The sequence below is a fragment of the Saccharopolyspora sp. NPDC002578 genome, assembly GCF_053592695.1.
Map to the genome: position 1 here is coordinate 1 of NZ_JBSFWJ010000090.1, position 17,855 is coordinate 17,855.

General features: G+C 72.0%; 16 protein-coding genes and 2 pseudogenes. 9 read left to right on the forward strand and 9 right to left on the reverse strand.

The window, feature by feature from the left end:
- Positions 1 to 198 precede the first annotated feature (198 nt).
- From pdxH to ACWD38_RS27340, 7 genes and pseudogenes are all read right to left on the reverse strand, one after another.
- Entirely contained in the window at positions 199 to 861 is a 663-nt protein-coding gene (gene pdxH, locus ACWD38_RS27310) for a pyridoxamine 5'-phosphate oxidase (protein ID WP_184483187.1), read from the reverse strand.
- Between the two features lie 300 nt (positions 862 to 1,161).
- Positions 1,162 to 1,899 (reverse strand): annotated as a pseudogene (locus tag ACWD38_RS27315) (urease accessory protein UreD); the annotation flags it as partial.
- A gap of 13 nt (positions 1,900 to 1,912) precedes the next feature.
- Positions 1,913 to 2,623, reverse strand: coding sequence for an urease accessory protein UreG (gene ureG / locus ACWD38_RS27320; RefSeq protein WP_450125205.1), 711 nt, complete (start codon positions 2,621 to 2,623; stop codon positions 1,913 to 1,915).
- Complete coding sequence (locus tag ACWD38_RS27325; protein WP_450125206.1) at positions 2,613 to 3,302, reverse strand: urease accessory protein UreF; 690 nt, start codon at positions 3,300 to 3,302, stop codon at positions 2,613 to 2,615. Before ACWD38_RS27325 ends, ureG begins: the two co-directional genes overlap by 11 nt.
- An 18-nt stretch (positions 3,303 to 3,320) precedes the next feature.
- The gene (locus tag ACWD38_RS27330; protein ID WP_450125207.1) at positions 3,321 to 5,048 is read right to left on the reverse strand and encodes an urease subunit alpha; all 1,728 of its coding nucleotides are present in this window, start codon (positions 5,046 to 5,048) and stop codon (positions 3,321 to 3,323) included.
- Positions 5,045 to 5,410 (reverse strand): urease subunit beta, encoded by a 366-nt coding sequence (locus ACWD38_RS27335; RefSeq protein WP_450125215.1) that lies wholly within the window; start codon positions 5,408 to 5,410, stop codon positions 5,045 to 5,047. The genes ACWD38_RS27330 and ACWD38_RS27335 overlap by 4 nt, the downstream gene beginning before the upstream one ends.
- A gap of 109 nt (positions 5,411 to 5,519) precedes the next feature.
- Complete coding sequence (locus ACWD38_RS27340; protein WP_184483197.1) at positions 5,520 to 5,822, reverse strand: urease subunit gamma; 303 nt, start codon at positions 5,820 to 5,822, stop codon at positions 5,520 to 5,522.
- 292 nt (positions 5,823 to 6,114) lie between these two features.
- Between ACWD38_RS27340 and ACWD38_RS27345 the strand changes: the two genes are divergently transcribed.
- The 5 genes from ACWD38_RS27345 to ACWD38_RS27365 all read left to right on the forward strand — a co-directional run bounded on the left by ACWD38_RS27345 (position 6,115) and on the right by ACWD38_RS27365 (position 11,493).
- On the forward strand, positions 6,115 to 7,248 hold the full coding sequence (locus ACWD38_RS27345) for a citrate synthase 2 (protein WP_184483199.1): 1,134 nt from the start codon (positions 6,115 to 6,117) through the stop codon (positions 7,246 to 7,248).
- Between the two features lie 123 nt (positions 7,249 to 7,371).
- Entirely contained in the window at positions 7,372 to 8,316 is a 945-nt protein-coding gene (locus ACWD38_RS27350; protein ID WP_450125208.1) for an SEC-C metal-binding domain-containing protein, read from the forward strand.
- Between the two features lie 283 nt (positions 8,317 to 8,599).
- Complete coding sequence (serC, locus tag ACWD38_RS27355; protein ID WP_450125209.1) at positions 8,600 to 9,739, forward strand: phosphoserine transaminase; 1,140 nt, start codon at positions 8,600 to 8,602, stop codon at positions 9,737 to 9,739.
- Positions 9,740 to 10,003: 264 nt separating this feature from the next.
- Positions 10,004 to 10,933, forward strand: coding sequence for a septation protein SepH (gene sepH, locus ACWD38_RS27360; RefSeq protein ID WP_184483205.1), 930 nt, complete (start codon positions 10,004 to 10,006; stop codon positions 10,931 to 10,933).
- 98 nt (positions 10,934 to 11,031) lie between these two features.
- The gene (locus ACWD38_RS27365; protein WP_184483207.1) at positions 11,032 to 11,493 is read left to right on the forward strand and encodes a nuclear transport factor 2 family protein; all 462 of its coding nucleotides are present in this window, start codon (positions 11,032 to 11,034) and stop codon (positions 11,491 to 11,493) included.
- A 246-nt stretch (positions 11,494 to 11,739) separates the two neighbouring features.
- On the opposite strand, the gene ACWD38_RS27370 is transcribed toward ACWD38_RS27365, so the two are convergent.
- Both ACWD38_RS27370 and ACWD38_RS27375 read right to left on the reverse strand, forming a co-directional pair.
- Positions 11,740 to 12,360, reverse strand: coding sequence for a DUF2537 domain-containing protein (locus ACWD38_RS27370; RefSeq protein ID WP_450125210.1), 621 nt, complete (start codon positions 12,358 to 12,360; stop codon positions 11,740 to 11,742).
- On the reverse strand, positions 12,357 to 13,163 hold the full coding sequence (locus ACWD38_RS27375; RefSeq protein WP_450125211.1) for a TrmH family RNA methyltransferase: 807 nt from the start codon (positions 13,161 to 13,163) through the stop codon (positions 12,357 to 12,359). Before ACWD38_RS27375 ends, ACWD38_RS27370 begins: the two co-directional genes overlap by 4 nt.
- Before the next feature lie 342 nt (positions 13,164 to 13,505).
- Between ACWD38_RS27375 and ACWD38_RS27380 the strand changes: the two genes are divergently transcribed.
- From ACWD38_RS27380 to ACWD38_RS27395, 4 genes and pseudogenes are all read left to right on the forward strand, one after another.
- Complete coding sequence (locus ACWD38_RS27380; protein ID WP_450125212.1) at positions 13,506 to 14,822, forward strand: multidrug effflux MFS transporter; 1,317 nt, start codon at positions 13,506 to 13,508, stop codon at positions 14,820 to 14,822.
- A gap of 221 nt (positions 14,823 to 15,043) precedes the next feature.
- Positions 15,044 to 15,979: an aldo/keto reductase gene (locus ACWD38_RS27385; RefSeq protein ID WP_450125213.1), complete on the forward strand. Its 936-nt coding sequence runs from the start codon at positions 15,044 to 15,046 to the stop codon at positions 15,977 to 15,979.
- 148 nt (positions 15,980 to 16,127) lie between these two features.
- On the forward strand, positions 16,128 to 17,624 hold the full coding sequence (locus ACWD38_RS27390; protein ID WP_450125214.1) for a glutamate-cysteine ligase family protein: 1,497 nt from the start codon (positions 16,128 to 16,130) through the stop codon (positions 17,622 to 17,624).
- A 138-nt stretch (positions 17,625 to 17,762) separates the two neighbouring features.
- Positions 17,763 to 17,855: pseudogene (locus tag ACWD38_RS27395) on the forward strand (superoxide dismutase); the annotation flags it as partial.

The following is a 17,855-nucleotide window of genomic DNA, read 5'->3' on the forward strand; positions in this document are numbered from 1 at the left end:
GCGGAGCCACTCGGGAAAAAGATCCCGCAGCGAGGAAGCCGCTGAGGTTCCGCTAAGCGACCACCAAAGCAGAACGAGCCGTGGAAGCACTCAGTGAACCCGGCATTCCACGCACCACAGCAACCACACGCCCAAACCGGGGAAGGCCTTAAAACCCGACGCCACACGCCAAGCCGAACCCGGCTCCACAACCGCGGCTCACGGAGCCAACCGCTCCACGGACCAGCGTTCGTCGTTGCGGCGGAAGCGGAGCCGGTCGTGCAGCCTGTCGGGCCGCCCTTGCCAGAACTCCACGGCTTCGGGCCTGATCCGCCAGCCGCCCCAGTGCGGCGGCACCGGCACCTTCTCGGCGTCGGCGAAGCGGCGTTCGATGCCGTTGAGCGAGGACTGCAGCGCGTCGCGCCCGGTCACGACGCGGGATTGCGGCGAGGCCCACGCGCCGAGCTGGGAGCCGCGCGGGCGCACCGCCCAGTATTCGGCGGTCTCGTCGCTGCTGACCTTCTCGACGGTGCCGCGCACGTTGACCTGGCGTTGCAGCGTGAGCCACGGGAAGGTCGCGGCGGCGACGCGGGTCGCGGTGAGGTCGTGGCTCTTCGACGAGGTGTAGTTGGTGAAGAAGACCACCCCGCGTTCGTCGAATCCTTTGCACAGCACGGTGCGCGAGGAGGGGAATCCGTCGGCGTCCGCCGTCGCGAGCACCATCGCGTTGGGCTCCGGCACCTCCGACCGGACGGCCTCGTCGAACCAGATCCGCAGCTGTTCGTGCCAGGTGTCGGCGAGCAGGCCCTCCTGCAGGGAGCCAGCCTCGTAGGACACCCGCATGGACGACAAAGTGCCGGTGCTCACGGTGCTTTCGGACATCCGTCATTTCCTCCCTGACCCGACTGGTGTGCCTGTTGATCGGCGGCGCCGGAGGATACGAGCCGAACCGGTCGGCGCGGCAACCGCGGTGCGCCACGGGCACCGCTATGACGGTAAACGGCTTGGGAACGCACGCCGAACCGGTCGAAACGTCACGATCGATCCCGCAAACGATGCAGTGACGGCGAGCACACTCGAATGGCAGCAGGTTCAGGGCCGGTTCGTCCGGTTCCGTGCGGGCGCGCTGACCGCGATGTCGCCGTCCGGGTTGTCATCCGACGCTTCCGGGGGTTGCACTGCTGCTTCCGGGTGGTGTTGGAGTGCTCGGGTGAGTCTGCGCCGCGCGGTGACGACGTCGGCGGCGAGCGCGGTCGCGAGCGCTCCCCCGGCGGGCAGCGGCACCAGGGACCACCACGGGCCGCTGCTCGGGGTGGCCGGATCGGTGCCGCCGAGCAGGGTTTCGGTGCCGAGCACGCGGGCGCCCGCGAGGTGACCGGCGCTGTCCGCGAGCCGTCCGGGCCCGAGGTCGAGGTGCTGGCGCAGCAGCGGCACGCCGTCGCGCACGAGGTCGGTGGTGGTGCGCAGCTCTCCGGATGGTTCGCCGTGCCTGCCGAGCACGAGCACTTCGCGGCAGCGCAGCCGGGCGTCGGCGGCGAGGTCGGCGCGGAACGCGGCGCGGTGCTCGGCGCGGGCGGTCACGACGGTCGTTCCGGGCCGGTAGTCCACGCTGCCGCCGGCGCCGATCTCCATCCGCACGTCGGCGCTGCTGGCTCCGCCGCACCGGCCGGGCAGCGCGACGGTGGCGGCGGTGCCGCGCAGCTGCAGCCGCGCGCCGGGTCCGATGTGGACGCGCAGCCGCAGTTCGTCCCCGCCGAGCGGGGCGGCCGCCGAGCTCACCAGGTGCACGATCGCCCCGTCCGCGCCTGCGACGGCCGCGCGCCGGTGCACCAGCGTCAGCGGGGCCGCGCAGCGCAGTTCCCGCACGACGCTGCGGCCGCGCGCGTCGAGCTCCACCCGCAGCACCGCCGAGGCCTTCACCGCGAGCCCCGCCTCACCGGGGGTCCTGGTCGGGACCGCCGAGCCGCGCCCGGACCCAGGCGGAGACGTCCGGGGCGTTCGGGGTCTCGGTGAGCGATTGCGCGATCACCGGCAGCTCGCCGCGCATCCGGTGCGCGTCGGCGAGCATCACCGCCATGTCGGCGCCGACGCGCTCGGCCAGGTCCACCTTGTTGATCACGAGCAGGTCGGCGGTGGTGACGCCGGGGCCGCCCTTGCGCGGCACCTTGTCCCCGCCCGCGACGTCCACGACGAAGATCTGGTCGTCGGCGAGGCCGCGGCTGAACACGGCGGTGAGGTTGTCCCCGCCGCTTTCCACGATGACCAGTTCCAGTCCCGGGTGCCGGTGTTCGAGGCGTTCCACCGCGTCGAGGTTCGCGGTGATGTCGTCGCGGATCGCGGTGTGCGGGCACGCCCCGGTCTGCACGGCCTCGACGCGGTCCGGGTCGAGCACCCCGGCGGAGCGCAGGAAGTCGGCGTCCTCGCTGGTGTAGATGTCGTTGGTGACCACCGCGAGCCGCACTTCGGCTCCGAGCGCCCGGCACAGCGCGGCGGTGAGCGCGGTCTTTCCGCTGCCGACGGGGCCGCCGATGCCGAGCCGGAACGGCCGGCCGAGGCGGCTCACCGCGGCGTGCGGGTCGGGTCCGGCGGAGGCCGGGTCGAAGTCGACCTCGTGGGTGTGCCCGTGGCCGTGGTCAGGAGGCAAAGAGACGCACCTCTTCCTGGTGGTGGCGGTCGTGCGATTCGGCGAGCAGGTCCAGCGCGGGCGAGCCCGGCGCGGGCAGGTCGGCCGGGTCGGCCCCGGCGGTCGACGCCGCGGTGTCGGCGATGCCGGCGAGGTCGGCGGCGAAGTCGGCGACGACGGCGTTCACGGCCATCGGGTCCAGGCCCAGCAGCCGCACGCCCGCCGAGGACGGTCCGCTGATGGCGAGGTACCCGGCGGCCAGCGCCGCTTCGCGGGGCGCGGCTCCGGCGGTGGCCGCCAGCACGCCCAGCACGATCGGGTGGTGCGGGCGCGGGGTCGCGGCGATCAGGTCGTCCAGCACCGCCGACGGCCACGCCACCGTCCCGGACCGCACGGTGCCCCGCCCTTGCGCGCGGGAGGCCGCGCGCTGGGCCGGGGAGGGGGTGCGCGCGTCGAGCTCCGCGTCCAGCACCGCCCAGTGCCCGCGGGGAACGGCGCGGTGCGCGGCGTGGGCCGCGGCGGCGGCGAACACCGCCTGCACCGCGCCCGCGCCGCGCAGCCTGCCGTGCAGGAACTCGCGCAGGCTCGGCACGTCGGTGAGCAGTCCGCGCGCGGCGGCCTCCTCCACACCGCCGGAGTGCACGTGGCCGCCGCCGGGGAACCGCGCGTCGGCGAGCGCCAGCACCGCGAGTCCCGTCATCCGCCGCCTCCGATCAGGTCAGAACAGGAAGTACCGCTGGGCCATGGGGAGTTCGCGCACCGGCTGCGGTTCCACCAGATCACCGTCGATGCGCACCGCGAAGCTGTCCGGGTCCACCTCGATGTCCGGGGTGGCGTCGTTGAGCAGCATCGACGCCTTCGTCACCTGCCGCGTGCCGCGCACCGCGACGAGTTCCCGCTCCAGCCCGAGCCGGTCGCCGAGCCCGGAGTCCACGGCCTCCGGCGCCACGAAGTGCACACCGGCGCGAGCGGCGGCCCGGCCCGCCGCACCGAACATGGGGCGCCCGAGCACGGGCTGCGGCGTGGGGATCGAGGCGTTCGCGTCACCCATCTGCGCCCACGCGGGGAAGCCGCCCTTGAACACCACGTCCGGCCGGACGCCGAAGAACTTCGGTTCCCACAGCACGAGGTCGGCGAGCTTGCCCACTTCGACCGAGCCCACCAGGTGGTCGATGCCGTGCGCCCGCGCCGGGTTGATCGTGTACTTCGCGAGGTAGCGCTGGGCGCGCAGGTTGTCGGCGGCGCCGTCGCCGGGCAGCGGGCCGCGCCGGTCCTTCATCACGTGCGCCGTCTGCCAGGTCCGCACGATCACTTCGCCGATGCGCCCCATCGCCTGCGCGTCCGAGCTGATCATGGAGATGGCGCCGAGGTCGTGCAGCACGTCCTCGGCGGCGATGGTGCTCGGCCGGATCCGGCTCTCCGCGAACGCCAGGTCCTCCGGCACCGCCGGATTCAGGTGGTGGCACACCATCAGCATGTCGAGGTGCTCGTCGATGGTGTTCACCGTGTGCGGCCGGGTCGGGTTCGTCGAGGACGGCAGCACGTTCGCGGCGGCGGCGACCCGGATGATGTCCGGCGCGTGCCCGCCGCCGGCGCCTTCGGCGTGGTAGGCGTTGATGGAGCGGCCGTTGATCGCCGCGAGCGTGGACTCCAGGAATCCGGTCTCGTTGAGCGTGTCGGTGTGGATCGCCACCTGCACCCCGGAGCGTTCGGCGCAGCGCAGCGCGGCGTCGATCACCGCGGGCGTGCAGCCCCAGTCCTCGTGCAGCTTCAGCCCGCCCGCCCCGGCTCGCAGCTGCTCGTCGAGGGCGTCGCCGCGCACGGTGTTGCCCTTGCCGAGCAGCAGCAGGTTCACCGGCGCCTGCTCCAGCGCGGTGAGCATCCGGCCGAGGTTCCACGCGCCCGGCGTGACCGTGGTGGCCTTGCTGCCCTCGACCGGGCCGGTGCCGCCGCCGATGAGCGTGGTGAGCCCGGAGGCGATGGCGGTGTCGATCTCCTGCGGGCAGATGAAGTGCACGTGGCAGTCCACCCCGCCGGCGGTGAGGATCTTGCCGCCGCCGCCCACGACCTCCGTGGACGGCCCGATGACCAGCGCCGGATCCACCCCGTCGGTGATGTCCGGGTTGCCCGCTTTGCCGATGCCGACGATGCGCCCGTCGCGCACGCCCACGTCGGCCTTGACCACGCCCCAGTGGTCCAGCACCACGACTCCGGTGATCACCAGGTCCGGGGTGCCTTCGGCGTGGGTGGCCGCGGATTGGCCCATCGACTCGCGGATCACCTTGCCGCCGCCGAACACGGCTTCCTCGCCTGATCCGGCGGGCCCCGTGCTGCGGTCCTCGGTGACCTCCACCAGCAGATTCGTGTCGGCGAGCCGGATCCGGTCGCCGGTGGTGGGCCCGAACAGCTCCACGTAGCGGGCGCGGTCCACGGACGGAGTGCTCACGCGTTGCCCTCCCCCACCGCGCCGTAGCCGGGATCGCCGGGCGCGGCGTCGCGCGCGTCCAGCTCCCCCGCGTACTCCTTGCGCAGCCCGCGCACGATCCGCGCGCCGCCGATCGGCACCAGGTCGACCTCCCGGTCCACGCCGGGTTCGAACCGCACCGCGGTGCCCGCGGGCACGTCCAGCCGGTGCCCCCACGCGGCCTCCCGGTCGAACGACAGACCGGAGTTGGCCGCGGAGAAGTGGTAGTGCGAGCCGACCTGCACGGCCCGGTCCGCGGTGTTCACCACGACCAGCCGCACGCGTGGGCGGCCCGGGTTCAGCGGCACCGGCTCGGCACCGGGCAGCACCTCTCCCGGGATCACGGGATCCGGCATGACGCCTCCCTGCTCATCGAGAACGACTCGGGCCCCGACCGCGGGGCCGTGCCCGCACGGCCCACGTCGAGGAGCCGACCACCAGCGCGGAACGCCCCTACGAGATCGGGTCGTGGACGGTGACCAGCTTGGTGCCGTCGGGGAAGGTGGCCTCGACCTGCACGTCGTGCAGCATCTCCGGCACGCCGTCGAGCACCTGGTCGGCGCGGAGCACGTCGCGCCCGGAGCGCATCAGCTCGGCGACGCCGCGCCCGTCCCGCGCGCCCTCCACGACGTGATCGGTGATCAGCGCGACCGCTTCCGGGTGGTTCAGCCGCAGGCCCCGGTCCAGGCGTTCCCGCGCGAGCCGCGCGGCCAGGTGGACGAGGAGCTTGTCTCGCTCGTGCGGGGCAAGGTGCATGACACCTCTGTAGCACGGTCACCCGAACGCCGAGTGCCGATCAGCGCGGGAATTGATCCTGGTTAACACCCTTTTCGCGGGATTGTCACAACCGTCCCGCACCGGAGGCCGTGTGATCTTCGCCATCGGGACCGTCCGCACCGATTGCCTCCGCCCGCGCGCCGGGTGCAGTGTTACCGGCACAGCACAGGCTGCGACCGATCGCATTCGTGCTCATGCACCCCGCCACGTCCCGCCGAGCGCCGCAGCGCGCCCGGCCATCCGAACGACTCAACGAGGAGACGAGGCAATCATGGGCACCAGCACAGGCGGCTCCGACTTCCGCCCCGGCCTGGAAGGCGTCGTCGCGTTCCAGACCGAGATCGCCGAACCCGATCGGGACGGCGGCGCGCTGCGCTACCGCGGCGTCGACATCGAGGACCTGGCGGGCAAGGTCTCCTTCGGCGACGTGTGGCAACTGCTGGTCGACGGCCGCTTCGGCCGGGGCCTGCCGGACGCCGGAACCGCCGAGCTGCCGGTGCGCACCGGCGACGTGCGCGCCGACGCGCAGGCCGCGATCGCGATGCTCGCGCCCGCGCACGGGTTCGAGCCGCTGCTGGACATCACCGAGGACACCGCCCGCGACCAGCTCGCGCTGACCACGACGCTCGGACTGTCCTACGTGGCCCAGTCCGCTCGCGGCACCGACCTGCCCGCCGTGCCGGCGGCACGCGTCGCCGAGGCCGCGACCCTCACCGAAGCGTTCCTCACCCGCTGGCGCGGCGAACCCGACCCGGCCCACGTGCAGGCGCTGGACGCCTACTGGGTGTCGGCGGCCGAGCACGGCCTCAACGCCTCCACCTTCACCGCCCGCGTCATCGCCTCCACCGGCGCCGACGTGGCGGCCAGCCTCTCCGGCGCGGTCGGCGCCATGTCCGGTCCGCTGCACGGCGGCGCTCCGGCGCGGGTGCTGCCGATGCTGGCCGAGGCCGAGCGCACCGGCGACGCCCGCGGGGTCGTCGAGTCCATCCTGGACCGCGGCGAGCGGCTGATGGGCTTCGGCCACCGCGTGTACCGCGCGGAGGACCCGCGGGCGCGGGTGCTGCGCAACACCTGCGAGCAGCTCTCCGCTCCGCGCTACGAGGCCGCCGCCGAGCTGGAGCGCGCCGCGCTGTCGGTGCTGCGCGAGCGGCGCCCGGACCGGCCGATCGAGACGAACGTGGAGTTCTGGGCGGCGGTGATCCTGGACTTCGCCCAGGTGCCGACCGAGATGATGCCCGCGATGTTCACCTGCGCCCGCACCGCGGGCTGGTCCGCCCACGTGCTGGAGCAGCAGCGCACCGGCCGCCTGGTGCGCCCGTCCGCGCAGTACGTCGGCCCGGAGCCGCGCTCGCCGCAGCACGTCGAGGGCTGGGACTCGGTCAAGTTCCTGCCGGTCGCGGTCTGATCCCGCCCTCCGGCCGCGCGGGGCTCGTGCGGAGTTCGCCCTCCGCACGAGCCCGCGGGAACGCTCCGTGACGGAGCGGCGGCGCCCTGTCACTACGCGTATCGATCTCGGTACAGTGGCGGCATGAGCGGGGACAGCAGCCGCGAGGCCGCCATCGCGCGGGCCGAGGAACTCGAAGCGGACGCCGAGCACAGCGGCGAACGCACCGATGACCTGGTCGAAGCCGCGAGCTACTGGCGCAACGCGCACGAACCGGATCGGGAACGCGCCGCGCTGCTGGCCGCGATCGACGCCGACTCCGGTGATTCGCTGTTCGACCCGCGCGCCACCTACGCCGAGATGCTGATGCGGCGCGGCCAACGCGCCGAAGCCGACGCGCTGCTCAACGAGCTCATGGACGATCTCACCGCCCGCGAGCACACCTACATCGCCGCCTCCACCGCCTACCAGCACGCCGGGGACACGGCGGCGGCGTTGCGCTGGCTCCACATCGGCATCGGCCGCCTGATCCCGGACGTGACCGACCCCGATGCCGATCTCGGCGTCGACGACCCGGGCGTGGAGCTGCTGCGCATGCGGCGCGAGATCCGCACCGGTCTCGGCGAGCAGCCCGACGACCTCGACCGCGCGCTGGACATGATCTCCGACGCGGCGTTCGACCGGGACCTCTCCGAGGCGTTCTTCAAGGAGGTCGCGGACCGGCACGACGTGGTCGTGCTGCACTGGCCGGCCGACGCCCTCGCCGAACTCCGCAGCCGCGAACCGGAGCTGCCCCTCCCCCAGGACCACGACGCGCACCTGCTGGAACTGCAGCGCGAGATGCTGCTCGCCGACCGCGACGGCAAGCGCGCGACCGTCGTGGACGGCTCCGCCGACGGCTACGCCGCGTTCTGCGCCGAGGTCGACCTGCCCACCGGTGCCGCGGGCTCCCTGGAGCAGTACCGGACCGATCTGCTCCTGCGCGGCGAATGGCGCAGCTGGCCGCCGGAGCGCAACGCTGCGTGCTGGTGCGGATCGGAGCGCAAGTACAAGAAGTGCTGCGGCGCACCCGGCCGCACCGATGCCTGAAATGCCTGGTCACACGGCCTAGTTTCGATCACCTGAAGGTCCGGTTGCTGGCCAAAGCGCCTCCCGCGCAGTAAGTTGCCAAGCGGCTCAGGCACCTGCGGCGCACCCGGAAATTCACCTTTCCGACCCGTAGCCGCAACACGCACCGAGCCCTGAACCGGCAACGGCGCCGGTCACCGAGGCGACCGGGGGTCCGCCGAACCCCATCGTCCCCACGCAGGCGTTCCCCGGGAGCGGGGCACCCGTGCGACAAGCCGACTCGACAACACCCGGAGGCGCCGGAATGACGCAGGCCGAAACCGACCCGACCACCTTGAAGCTGCCCAGCGAGCTCAGCCCGTCCGACGGCCGCTTCGGCTGCGGCCCGTCGAAGGTCCGCGACGAGCAGCTCGCCCGGCTCGCCTCCGACGGCGCCGCCGTGATGGGCACCTCGCACCGGCAGAAGCCGGTCAAGGCACTGGTCGGACGGGTCCGCGAAGGCTTGGGCCAGCTGTTCTCGCTGCCCGAGGGCTACGAGGTCGTGCTCGGCGTCGGCGGCACCACCGCGTTCTGGGACGCCGCGACGTTCGGCCTGGTGCGGGAGAAGTCGCTGCACCTGACCTACGGCGAGTTCTCCCAGAAGTTCGCCAAGGCCACCAAGGGCGCGCCGTTCCTGGCCGACCCGGTCGTCGTGTCCGCCGACCCCGGTGACGCCCCGGCTCCGGTCTCCGACCCGAGCGTCGACCTGATCGGCTGGGCGCACAACGAGACCTCCACCGGCGTGATGGTGCCGCCGACCCGCCCCGCGGGTTCGGAGCAGGCGCTGATCGCGGTCGACGCGACCTCGGGCGCGGGCGGGCTCCCGTTCAACGCCGCCGACGTGGACGTCTACTACTTCGCGCCGCAGAAGTCCTTCGCCTCCGACGGCGGGCTGTGGCTCGCCGCGATGAGCCCGGCCGCGATCGAGCGGATCGGCGAGATCGGCACTTCGGACCGCTGGGTGCCGGAGTTCCTGTCGCTGCCGACCGCGCTGGACAACTCCCGCAAGGACCAGACCTACAACACGCCCTCGGTGGCGACGTTGTTCCTGCTCGCCGACCAGATCGACTGGATGAACTCCCAGGGCGGCCTGGACTGGTGCTCGGCGCGGACCCGCGAGTCCTCGCAGCGGCTGTACCAGTGGGCGGAGGCCTCCAGCTATGCCACGCCGTTCGTGCAGGACCCGGCGAAGCGCTCGCAGGTCGTGGTCACGCTCGACTTCGACGACTCGATCGACGCCGCCGCGATCGCCAAGGCGCTGCGCGCGAACGGCATCGTGGACACCGAGCCGTACCGCAAGCTGGGCCGCAACCAGCTGCGGGTCGGCACCTTCCCCGCGATCGAGCCGGACGACGTCACGGCGCTGACGAAGTCCATCGACTGGGTGGTCTCTCAGCTTTCCTGAGCGCGGCGCGCCTGTCTCACGAGGTCGCCCGCGCACCATGGCGACCGGCACATCCGTGTCACCCGAACTGGCTGTTGATCACTTGCTGTGATCGGAATAGTGGTCGGATTTCGCCAAGTGTTCGCATGTCGACCGCTATTCAGGCAAGATCGGGTAGGGAGAGGATGGTCACGAAGCGACACCGAACCCGGCGTGGCTCCTCCGTCAAGAGGGCACGCCGGGTTACGGTCACAGCTTGGTGACAACGACCGGGGAGGCTGGCGTATGCGCGCGCTGCGGGTTGTCGGGCTTGATGAGGACGGTGAGACCGTCATCTGTGAAGACCCCGAGAACGGCGACCGTTTTTCGGTGCCCGCCGACGAACGGCTACGTGCCGCCGCGCGCGGTGACCTGACCCGTCTCGGCCAGGTGCAGATCGAGATGGAGGCGCAGATGCGCCCCCGCGAGATCCAGGCCCGGGTGCGCGCGGGCGCCTCGGTCGAGGACGTCGCCACCGCCGCCGGCATCCCGGAGCAGCGGGTGGAGCGCTACGCCTACCCGGTGCTGCTGGAGCGCGCGCAGATCGCCGAGCGCTCGCAGCGCGCCCACCCCGTCCGCGAGGACGGCCCCGACGTGCAGACCCTCGGCGAGGTCGTCGCGCACACCTTCGGGATGCGCGGGCACGACTTCACCGACGCGAACTGGGACGCGTGGCGCGGCGAGGACGGCAAGTGGGTCGTCCGGCTGCACTGGCAGGCCGGTCGTTCCGAGAACCACGCGCACTGGGTGTTCCACCCGGGTGCGCACGGCGGCACCGTCGCGCCGCTCGACGACCACGCGGTGGACCTGCTGGACCCGTCGCCGAACCGCCCGCTGCGGACGGTCCGGCCGGTGACGGCGCTGGCCCGCGAGGCCCTGGAACTGGACGAGTCCGAGGAGGAAGCGGTCGAGGACGAGGCCGCCACCCCGCCTCCGCCGGCGCCGCCGAAGCAGGCGAGCCCGGTGATCCCGTCCCTGGACCTCGAACCGACTCCCGCGCCGTCCGAACCGGAACCGGAGCAGTCGGCACCGCTGGCCGAGCAGGCCGGTGAGGACGACCTGGAAGCGGTGGAGGACGAGGCCGCGCGCAAGACCGAACCGGCGCGCAGGCGCAAGAACCACCCGATGGTCCCGTCCTGGGAGGACGTCCTGCTGGGAGTGCGCTCCCACCGTTGACGCACGTGCGCGAGGCCCCTTCGCCGACGGTGGTGCCGTCCGGAGGGGCCTTTCGCGTGTGCGCGCTCGACCGCCGCGACAGCCTGGAGGAGATCGCCATGTCCGAGCCCCGTCCGCCGTTCCCGCCCTTCGACGAGGAGACGGCGGCGCGGAAGGTCCAGGCCGCCGAGGACGCCTGGAACACCCGCGATCCGCACCGGGTCAGCCTCGCGTACACGCCGGATTCGGTCTGGCGGAACCGGGACACCTTCGTCACCGGCCGCGAGGAGATCGTCGCGTTCCTCACCGCCAAGTGGGAGCGCGAACTGGACTACGCGCTGCGCAAGAGCCTGTGGAGCTTCACCGGTGATCGCATCGCGGTCCGGTTCCAGTACGAGTGCCGCGATCACGACGGCCAGTGGTGGCGCAGCTACGGCAACGAGCTGTGGGAGTTCACCGGCACCGGCCTGATGCGCCGCCGCGAAGCCAGCATCAACGACGTCCGCATCACCGCCGCCGAACGCCGCTGGTTCGGCCCCCGCCCAGCAGACCAGCACGGCGAAGACATCCCGCTCGCGTGAGGCGACCTCGAATTCGGCTTGTTGAGTGGGGCGGGTAGCGGAACCTCAGGTGTCTTCTCGCTGCGGGATCTTTTTCCCAAGTGGCTCCGCCACGAGGGAAAAAGCTGTCCTCGCGAGAAGACACCTGAGAACCCGCCGGTGGTCGGCTTGCTCAAGCTGGTCACTGCTCAGCGGCTCCGCCGCTGACAAGACAAGACGAAGAGCCTGCTCACCTGGACGACACGATCAGAGGCAGGCTCTCGTCGATCAGCCGAGCAGCGAGAGAAGCAGTGCAATCCAGGCTAAGAGGACTCCGGCTGCTGCTCCGAAGGCGACCCAGCGCCAGACGGGGACTCGCCTGCCCAGCCAGATCGACGGGGCGAAGCCGCCGACCACGACGGCGTTGACCAGCAGCGCCAGCACCAGGCTCACCTCGGCCAGGCCGCGGCTGACCACCACCAGCGAGACCGTCACGATCGCGGCGATCACCACGCTGATCGTGATCCCGGTGGCCCACGGCACCGGTTCCGGCGGTCCGTCGGCGGGTGCCGCCCGGCGGACCCGGCTCATCCGGCCGCGGGAGGGGTCCCAGTAACCGACCTCGCCGCCGGTCTCGGCGGCGAGCCGCGCCGCGAGCTGACGGCCGCGGCGCGACATCAGGACCGCGGAGGTCTCGCCGGAGATGTCCTGGTCCGGCGGCACCGTGTGCACCACGTGCGCCCACTCGTGCAGGTCTTCCACCAGCGTCGAGGGCAGTGCGAGCCGCGCCGGGTCGTACTCGTGGACGGCTCGCCGCTCCTGATCCTCGGTCGCGGCTCGGTTGACGAGCACGGCGCGTCCTCGGCGCACCCGCAGTTCCCACCGCGAGCGCTGCGCTGCTCGGGTCATCGTGCTCCGCTCATCGCGTGGAACACGATCGCACCGGCGGTGGCGACGTTGAGCGAGTCCACTTCGGGGTTCATCGGGATGCGCACCGGCAGGTCCGCGGCGGAGATGGTGTCCTCCGCCAGGCCGGGCCCTTCCGAGCCGAGCAGCACCGCGACGCGGCCCTGGTCGAGCCCGGCGTCCCGCAGCGAGGCGGCCGTGGCGCGCGGCGTGAGCGCGGCGATCCGGTAGCCGTGCTCGGTGAGCGTCCGCAGCCCGCCGGGCCAGGCGTGGAGGTGCGCGAACGGGACGCGCAGCACGTGACCCATGGACACCCGGATGCTGCGCCGGTAAAGCGGGTCCGCGCAGCCCCCGCCGAGCAGGATCCCGTCGATGCCGAGCGCGGCGGCGTTGCGGAACAGCGCGCCCAGGTTCTCGTGGTCGCCGACCCCTTCGAGCACCGCGAGCCTGCGGGAGCCGCTGATCAGCTCGTCGGCGTCGACGGTGTGGGCGCGGTCGGCGACGGCGAGCACGCCGCGGTTGAGGTGGAAGCCGACGATCCGGCTCATCACGTCCGCGGACACCTCGTACGCGGGCACGTCGACGCCGGTGAGGTGGTCGGCGAGCGCGTCGAGGCGCTTGCGGACGCCGAGCAGCGCGCGCACCGGGTACGGGGAGTCGAGCAGTCGTTCGACGACCACGGTGCCTTCGGCGATGACCAGGCCGCGGCCACCGGGGCGGTCCGGGCGGCGGTCGGCGGTGGCGAGGTCCCGGAAGTCGTCGACCCTCGGGTCGTCGACGTCGGTCACCTCGTGCACGCGTGCCACGCGTGCATTTTGGCATTCCGCATCGCCCCGGCCGGAACGGTGTCGCGATCTTGCCGGGCCGCGGCCCGTGATGATCGAGCTCACAACGGTCGGGTGTGGGCGCTGGGCATAACGGGGACTCCCACATTGTTAGTTGCAGAGAGCAAACTGTCGTCGTCGCCCGTCTCGTTCCGGAGGCCCGGGCGACGCCCGGAACTCTGAGGCGTCCGGCTCGCCCGCGAGCGATCGCGACGCGGTGAGGCGGTTCGCAGGTGGCGTGCCGGGGGGCGCCCACCACCGACCGCACTCGCACCGATTCCGCCGGGCCGCAGCACGTCCGGTGGCAACCCGATGAGGAGACCCATGTCCACCGCCGAGGACACCACGATCGATGGGGCCCAGCGCCGGTTGGGGAGCAAGACCAAATTCGCGCTCATCCTCGGTGGGCTGACGGCTTTCGGGCCGCTGTCCATCGACATGTACCTACCTGCGCTGCCGCAGCTGACCACGGAGCTGGGGGCCACCGAGTCGCAGGCGCAGCTGACGCTGACGGCGGTCCTGCTCGGCCTCGCGCTGGGCCAGCTGGTCGCCGGGCCGATCAGCGACTCCGTCGGCAGGCGGCGCCCGCTGCTGGTCGGGCTCGCCGTGTACATCGTCGCGTCGGTGCTGTGCGCGCTGTCCGGGTCGATCTACGCGCTGGCGGGCCTGCGGCTGTTGCAGGGCGCGGGCGCCGCGGCGGGCATGGTGATCGCCCGAGCGGCGGTCCGCGACCTGTACTCCGGTGTGGAGGCCGCCCGGTTCTTCTCGTCGCTGATGCTGGTGACCGGGCTGGCGCCGATCTTGGCGCCGGTCGCCGGCGGGCAGATCCTGGCGCACACCACGTGGCGCGGCGTGTTCGTCGTGCTGACCGCGTTCGGCACGCTGCTGCTGCTGGTCGCGGCGTTCCTGCTGCCGGAGACGAAGCCGAAGCAGTGGCGTCAGCCCGCGAACCTGGGCAGCACCTTCCGGACGTTCGGTTCGCTGCTGGCGGCACCGTCGTTCCTGGGCAACGCGCTGACCGGCGGCCTGGGCATGGCGGCGATGTTCGCCTACATCTCCGGTTCGTCGTTCGTGCTGCAGAACATCTACGCGATGTCGCCGCAGACCTACAGCATCGCGTTCGGGGCGAACGCGATCGGCCTGGTGCTGGCCGGGCAGGTCAACGCGCGGCTGGTCGGCCGGGTGGCTTCGGAGGCGCAGCTGCTGGTGGGCGCGCTGCTGACCTCCTCGGTGGCGGGCGCGGTGCTGCTGTCGGCGGCGGTGCTGGACCTGCCGCTGCCGTTCCTGCTGGGAGCGCTGTTCGTGATGGTCTCGGCGCTGGGCTTCGTCATGCCGAACACGACGATGCTGGCGCTGGCCGACAACCGCGAGGTCTCCGGGAGCGCGTCGGCGCTGCTGGGCGTGTGCCAGTTCATCGTCGGCGCGCTGGCCGCGCCGCTGGTCGGGCTGGGCGGCACGGGGTCCGCGGTGCCGATGGCGCTGGTGATGTTCGGCGTCGTGGTGGCCGCGACCGCCATGTTCCTGACGCTGGGGCGGCGCGGGCTCAATCGCACGGAGGTCGTCGCCAGCTCCGCCGAGGTTCGCCACGGCACCCCGGCCGCGGCCCCGGCGGAGCCGGACCGGACCGGTTCCGACCGCTGACCTCGTGGTCCGCCGCGCGCGCGTCGTGCACCCCACGCAGGTGGACGACGCGCGCGGGCGAGGAAATATCGTGCGGCCCGGAGTCGCGATCACGCCCGGCTCCGGCACGGCTGTGCCGCCGACCTCCGACCGCACGCCGCACCCCGCTCCGGTGAGAGCTCCGGGAGGTGCGGGCCGGGCACGCGCCCGGTGAGGACACGACGACCGAAGGCAGGGTTTCCATGGCCCCACTGGGCACCACCGACCTCGACGTCCACCCGATCTGCCTGGGCGGCAACGTCTTCGGCTGGACCGCCGACCGCGACGACTCGTTCGCCGTGCTCGACGCGTACGTCGCCGCGGGCGGCAACTTCATCGACACCGCCGACCTCTACATGGCCTCCGCGCCCGGCAATTCCGGCGGCGAGTCCGAGACGATCATCGGCGAGTGGCTGCGGGCTCGCGGCAACCGCGGCCAGGTCGTCATCGCCACCAAGGTCGCGAAGCTGCCGGGCCGCCGCGGCCTGTCCCCCGACAACATCCGCGCCGCCGCCGAGGATTCGCTGCGGCGCCTCGGCGTCGACCACATCGACCTGTACTACGCGCACGAGGACGACGAGTCGGTGCCGCAGGCCGAGACGATGGCGGCGTTCGACGGCCTGGTGCGCGAGGGCAAGGTGCGCCACCTCGCGGCCTCGAACTTCACCGGTGACCGGCTGACGTCGGCGCTGGCGGCCTCCGACCGCGAGGGCCTCGCCCGCTTCCAGGCGGTGCAGCCGCACTACAACCTCGTCGAGCGCGCCGAGTACGAGACCGATCTGGCCGAGCTGGTGGCGCGGGAGAAGCTGCCGGTGCTGCCGTACTTCGCGCTGGCGAAGGGATTCCTCACCGGCAAGTACCGGCCGGGCGACACGTTCTCCGACAGCCCGCGCGCGGATGCCGCGCGTAGTTATCTGGACGAGCGGGGTGTCAAGATCCTCACCGCATTGGAGGAGATCGCAACGCTGCGTGGAGTGCCGGAGGCGTCGGTGGCGCTGGCCTGGCTGCGCGCCCGCCCGTCGATCGCGGCCCCGATCGCCAGCGCCCGCAACACCGATCAGCTCACGGCGCTGCTGGTAGCGGCCGAGCTGGAGCTGACCGGAGCGGAGCTGGAGAGGCTCACCACGGCCTCCGACTGAGGTCTGGAAAGTCACTTTTCCCGCTGGTCAAGTGCGGTATTCGAGTGCTCGCTCGAACACCGTTTTGGACGCTGGTCCGCCGGGTACCGATGTGTCACGGTTGGTGTCCACCTAGCCGGCGTGCTGGCCGACCGAGCAGGGAGACGGCATGGGGAAGCACGTGACCAGTCGGGCTTTCACTCCTGTGGACCGGCAACGCTATCGAGACAAGATGCAGCGCGGCCTCGACGCGTTGGCGCGGATGCTCGCCGAGGGCAACTTCTCCTTCCCGCACCAGCAGATGGGGCTGGAGATGGAGCTGAGCCTCGTCGACGAGCGGATGGAGCCGTCGATGTCGAACTCGGTGGTGCTGGAGAAGATCAACGATCCTTCCTTCACCACCGAGTTGGGCCAGCACAACATCGAGCTCAACGTGCTGCCCCGCGCGCTCGCCGGGGACGGCGCGCTGGAGCTGGAGCACGAGCTGCGCAAGGCGCTGCTGCGCGCGGACGGCAAGGCGCAGGACGCGAACGCGAAGCTGGTGCTGATCGGCACGCTGCCCACGTTGCAGCGCGGGCACTTCGACCCGGGCTGGTTGTCGCACAACCCGCGGTACTCGCAGCTCAACGAGCAGATCTTCACCGCCAAGGGCGAGGAGATGCTGCTGGACATGGAGGGCGCCCCGCTCGGCGACGGCGGCCCGGAACAGCTCCGGTGCTACGCGGACTCCATCGTTCCCGAATCCGCGTGCACATCAGTGCAACTGCATCTGCAAGTGGCACCCGAGGACTTCGCCGCGCATTGGAACGCCGCACAATGCCTGGCCGGAGTGCAGCTGGCGATCGGCGCGAACTCCCCGTTCCTGCTCGGCAAAGCGCTCTGGCACGAGACGCGGGTGCCGCTGTTCCAGCAGGCCACCGACACCCGGCCGCAGGAGCTCAAGAACCAGGGCGTGCGCCCGCGGGTGTGGTTCGGGGAACGCTGGATCACCTCGATCTTCGACCTGTTCGAGGAGAACGTCCGCTACTTCCCCGCCCTGCTGCCGGAACCGGAGGAGGAGGACCCGGTGGCCGCGCTGCAGGCCGGGCGGGCGCCGACGCTGGCGGAGCTGCGGCTGCACAACGGCACCATCTGGCGGTGGAACCGCCCGGTGTACGACCTGGTGGACGGCGTTCCGCACCTGCGGGTGGAGAACCGGGTGCTCCCGTCGGGACCGAGCGTGCCGGACGTGATGGCCAACGCCGCGTTCTTCTACGGCGTGCAGCGCGCGCTGACCGAACAGGACCGTCCAGTGTGGACTCAGATGTCGTTCGCCGCGGCGGAGGAGAACTTCTACACCGGCGCCCGGCACGGCATGGACTCGCACCTGTACTGGCCGGGCGCGGGCTGGATCACCCCGGATGAGCTGGTGCTGCGCCGCCTGCTGCCGATGGCGCACGAGGGCTTGCGGCTGTGCGGGGTCTCCGACGCGGCGCGGGAGCACACGCTCGGCGTCATCGAAGCGCGCTGCCTGCGCAAGCAGACCGGCTCGTCGTGGCAGCGGGACGTGGTGGCGCGGCTGGAGCAGCGCGGCCACGACCGGCAGGCGGCGCTGACGGGAATGCTGCGGCGCTACGTGGAACTCACCGACGCCGGCGAACCGGTGCACGACTGGCCCGTGGAGTGAGGCGCGAAAACCCCTGTGCGCGGGCCTTCGGTCCCGGTGATTGAGATCAACCCCGCCCGGACTGCGGCGGCCGGACAGTTGCTACTAGATTTGCCATTGCTAGGGACTGTCAGCGATACGCGCACAGGGAGACGCTCAATGGCTCAGTACGTGCTGCCCGAGTTGGATTACGACTACGCGGCGCTGGAGCCCGCGATCTCGGGTGAGATCAACGAGCTGCACCACAGCAAG

Coding starts and splice junctions, on each gene's coding strand:
- ACWD38_RS27390 (WP_450125214.1), top strand. CDS start 16,128: ATGGGGAAGCACGTGACCAGTCGGGCTTTCACTCCTGTGGACCGGCAA.
- ACWD38_RS27325 (WP_450125206.1), bottom strand. CDS start 3,302: ATGACGGGACTCGCGGTGCTGGCGCTCGCCGACGCGCGGTTCCCCGGC.
- ACWD38_RS27345 (WP_184483199.1), top strand. CDS start 6,115: ATGGGCACCAGCACAGGCGGCTCCGACTTCCGCCCCGGCCTGGAAGGC.
- ACWD38_RS27370 (WP_450125210.1), bottom strand. CDS start 12,360: ATGACCCGAGCAGCGCAGCGCTCGCGGTGGGAACTGCGGGTGCGCCGA.
- ACWD38_RS27365 (WP_184483207.1), top strand. CDS start 11,032: ATGTCCGAGCCCCGTCCGCCGTTCCCGCCCTTCGACGAGGAGACGGCG.
- ACWD38_RS27340 (WP_184483197.1), bottom strand. CDS start 5,822: ATGCACCTTGCCCCGCACGAGCGAGACAAGCTCCTCGTCCACCTGGCC.
- ACWD38_RS27350 (WP_450125208.1), top strand. CDS start 7,372: ATGAGCGGGGACAGCAGCCGCGAGGCCGCCATCGCGCGGGCCGAGGAA.
- ACWD38_RS27380 (WP_450125212.1), top strand. CDS start 13,506: ATGTCCACCGCCGAGGACACCACGATCGATGGGGCCCAGCGCCGGTTG.
- sepH (WP_184483205.1), top strand. CDS start 10,004: ATGCGCGCGCTGCGGGTTGTCGGGCTTGATGAGGACGGTGAGACCGTC.
- pdxH (WP_184483187.1), bottom strand. CDS start 861: ATGTCCGAAAGCACCGTGAGCACCGGCACTTTGTCGTCCATGCGGGTG.
- ACWD38_RS27385 (WP_450125213.1), top strand. CDS start 15,044: ATGGCCCCACTGGGCACCACCGACCTCGACGTCCACCCGATCTGCCTG.
- serC (WP_450125209.1), top strand. CDS start 8,600: ATGACGCAGGCCGAAACCGACCCGACCACCTTGAAGCTGCCCAGCGAG.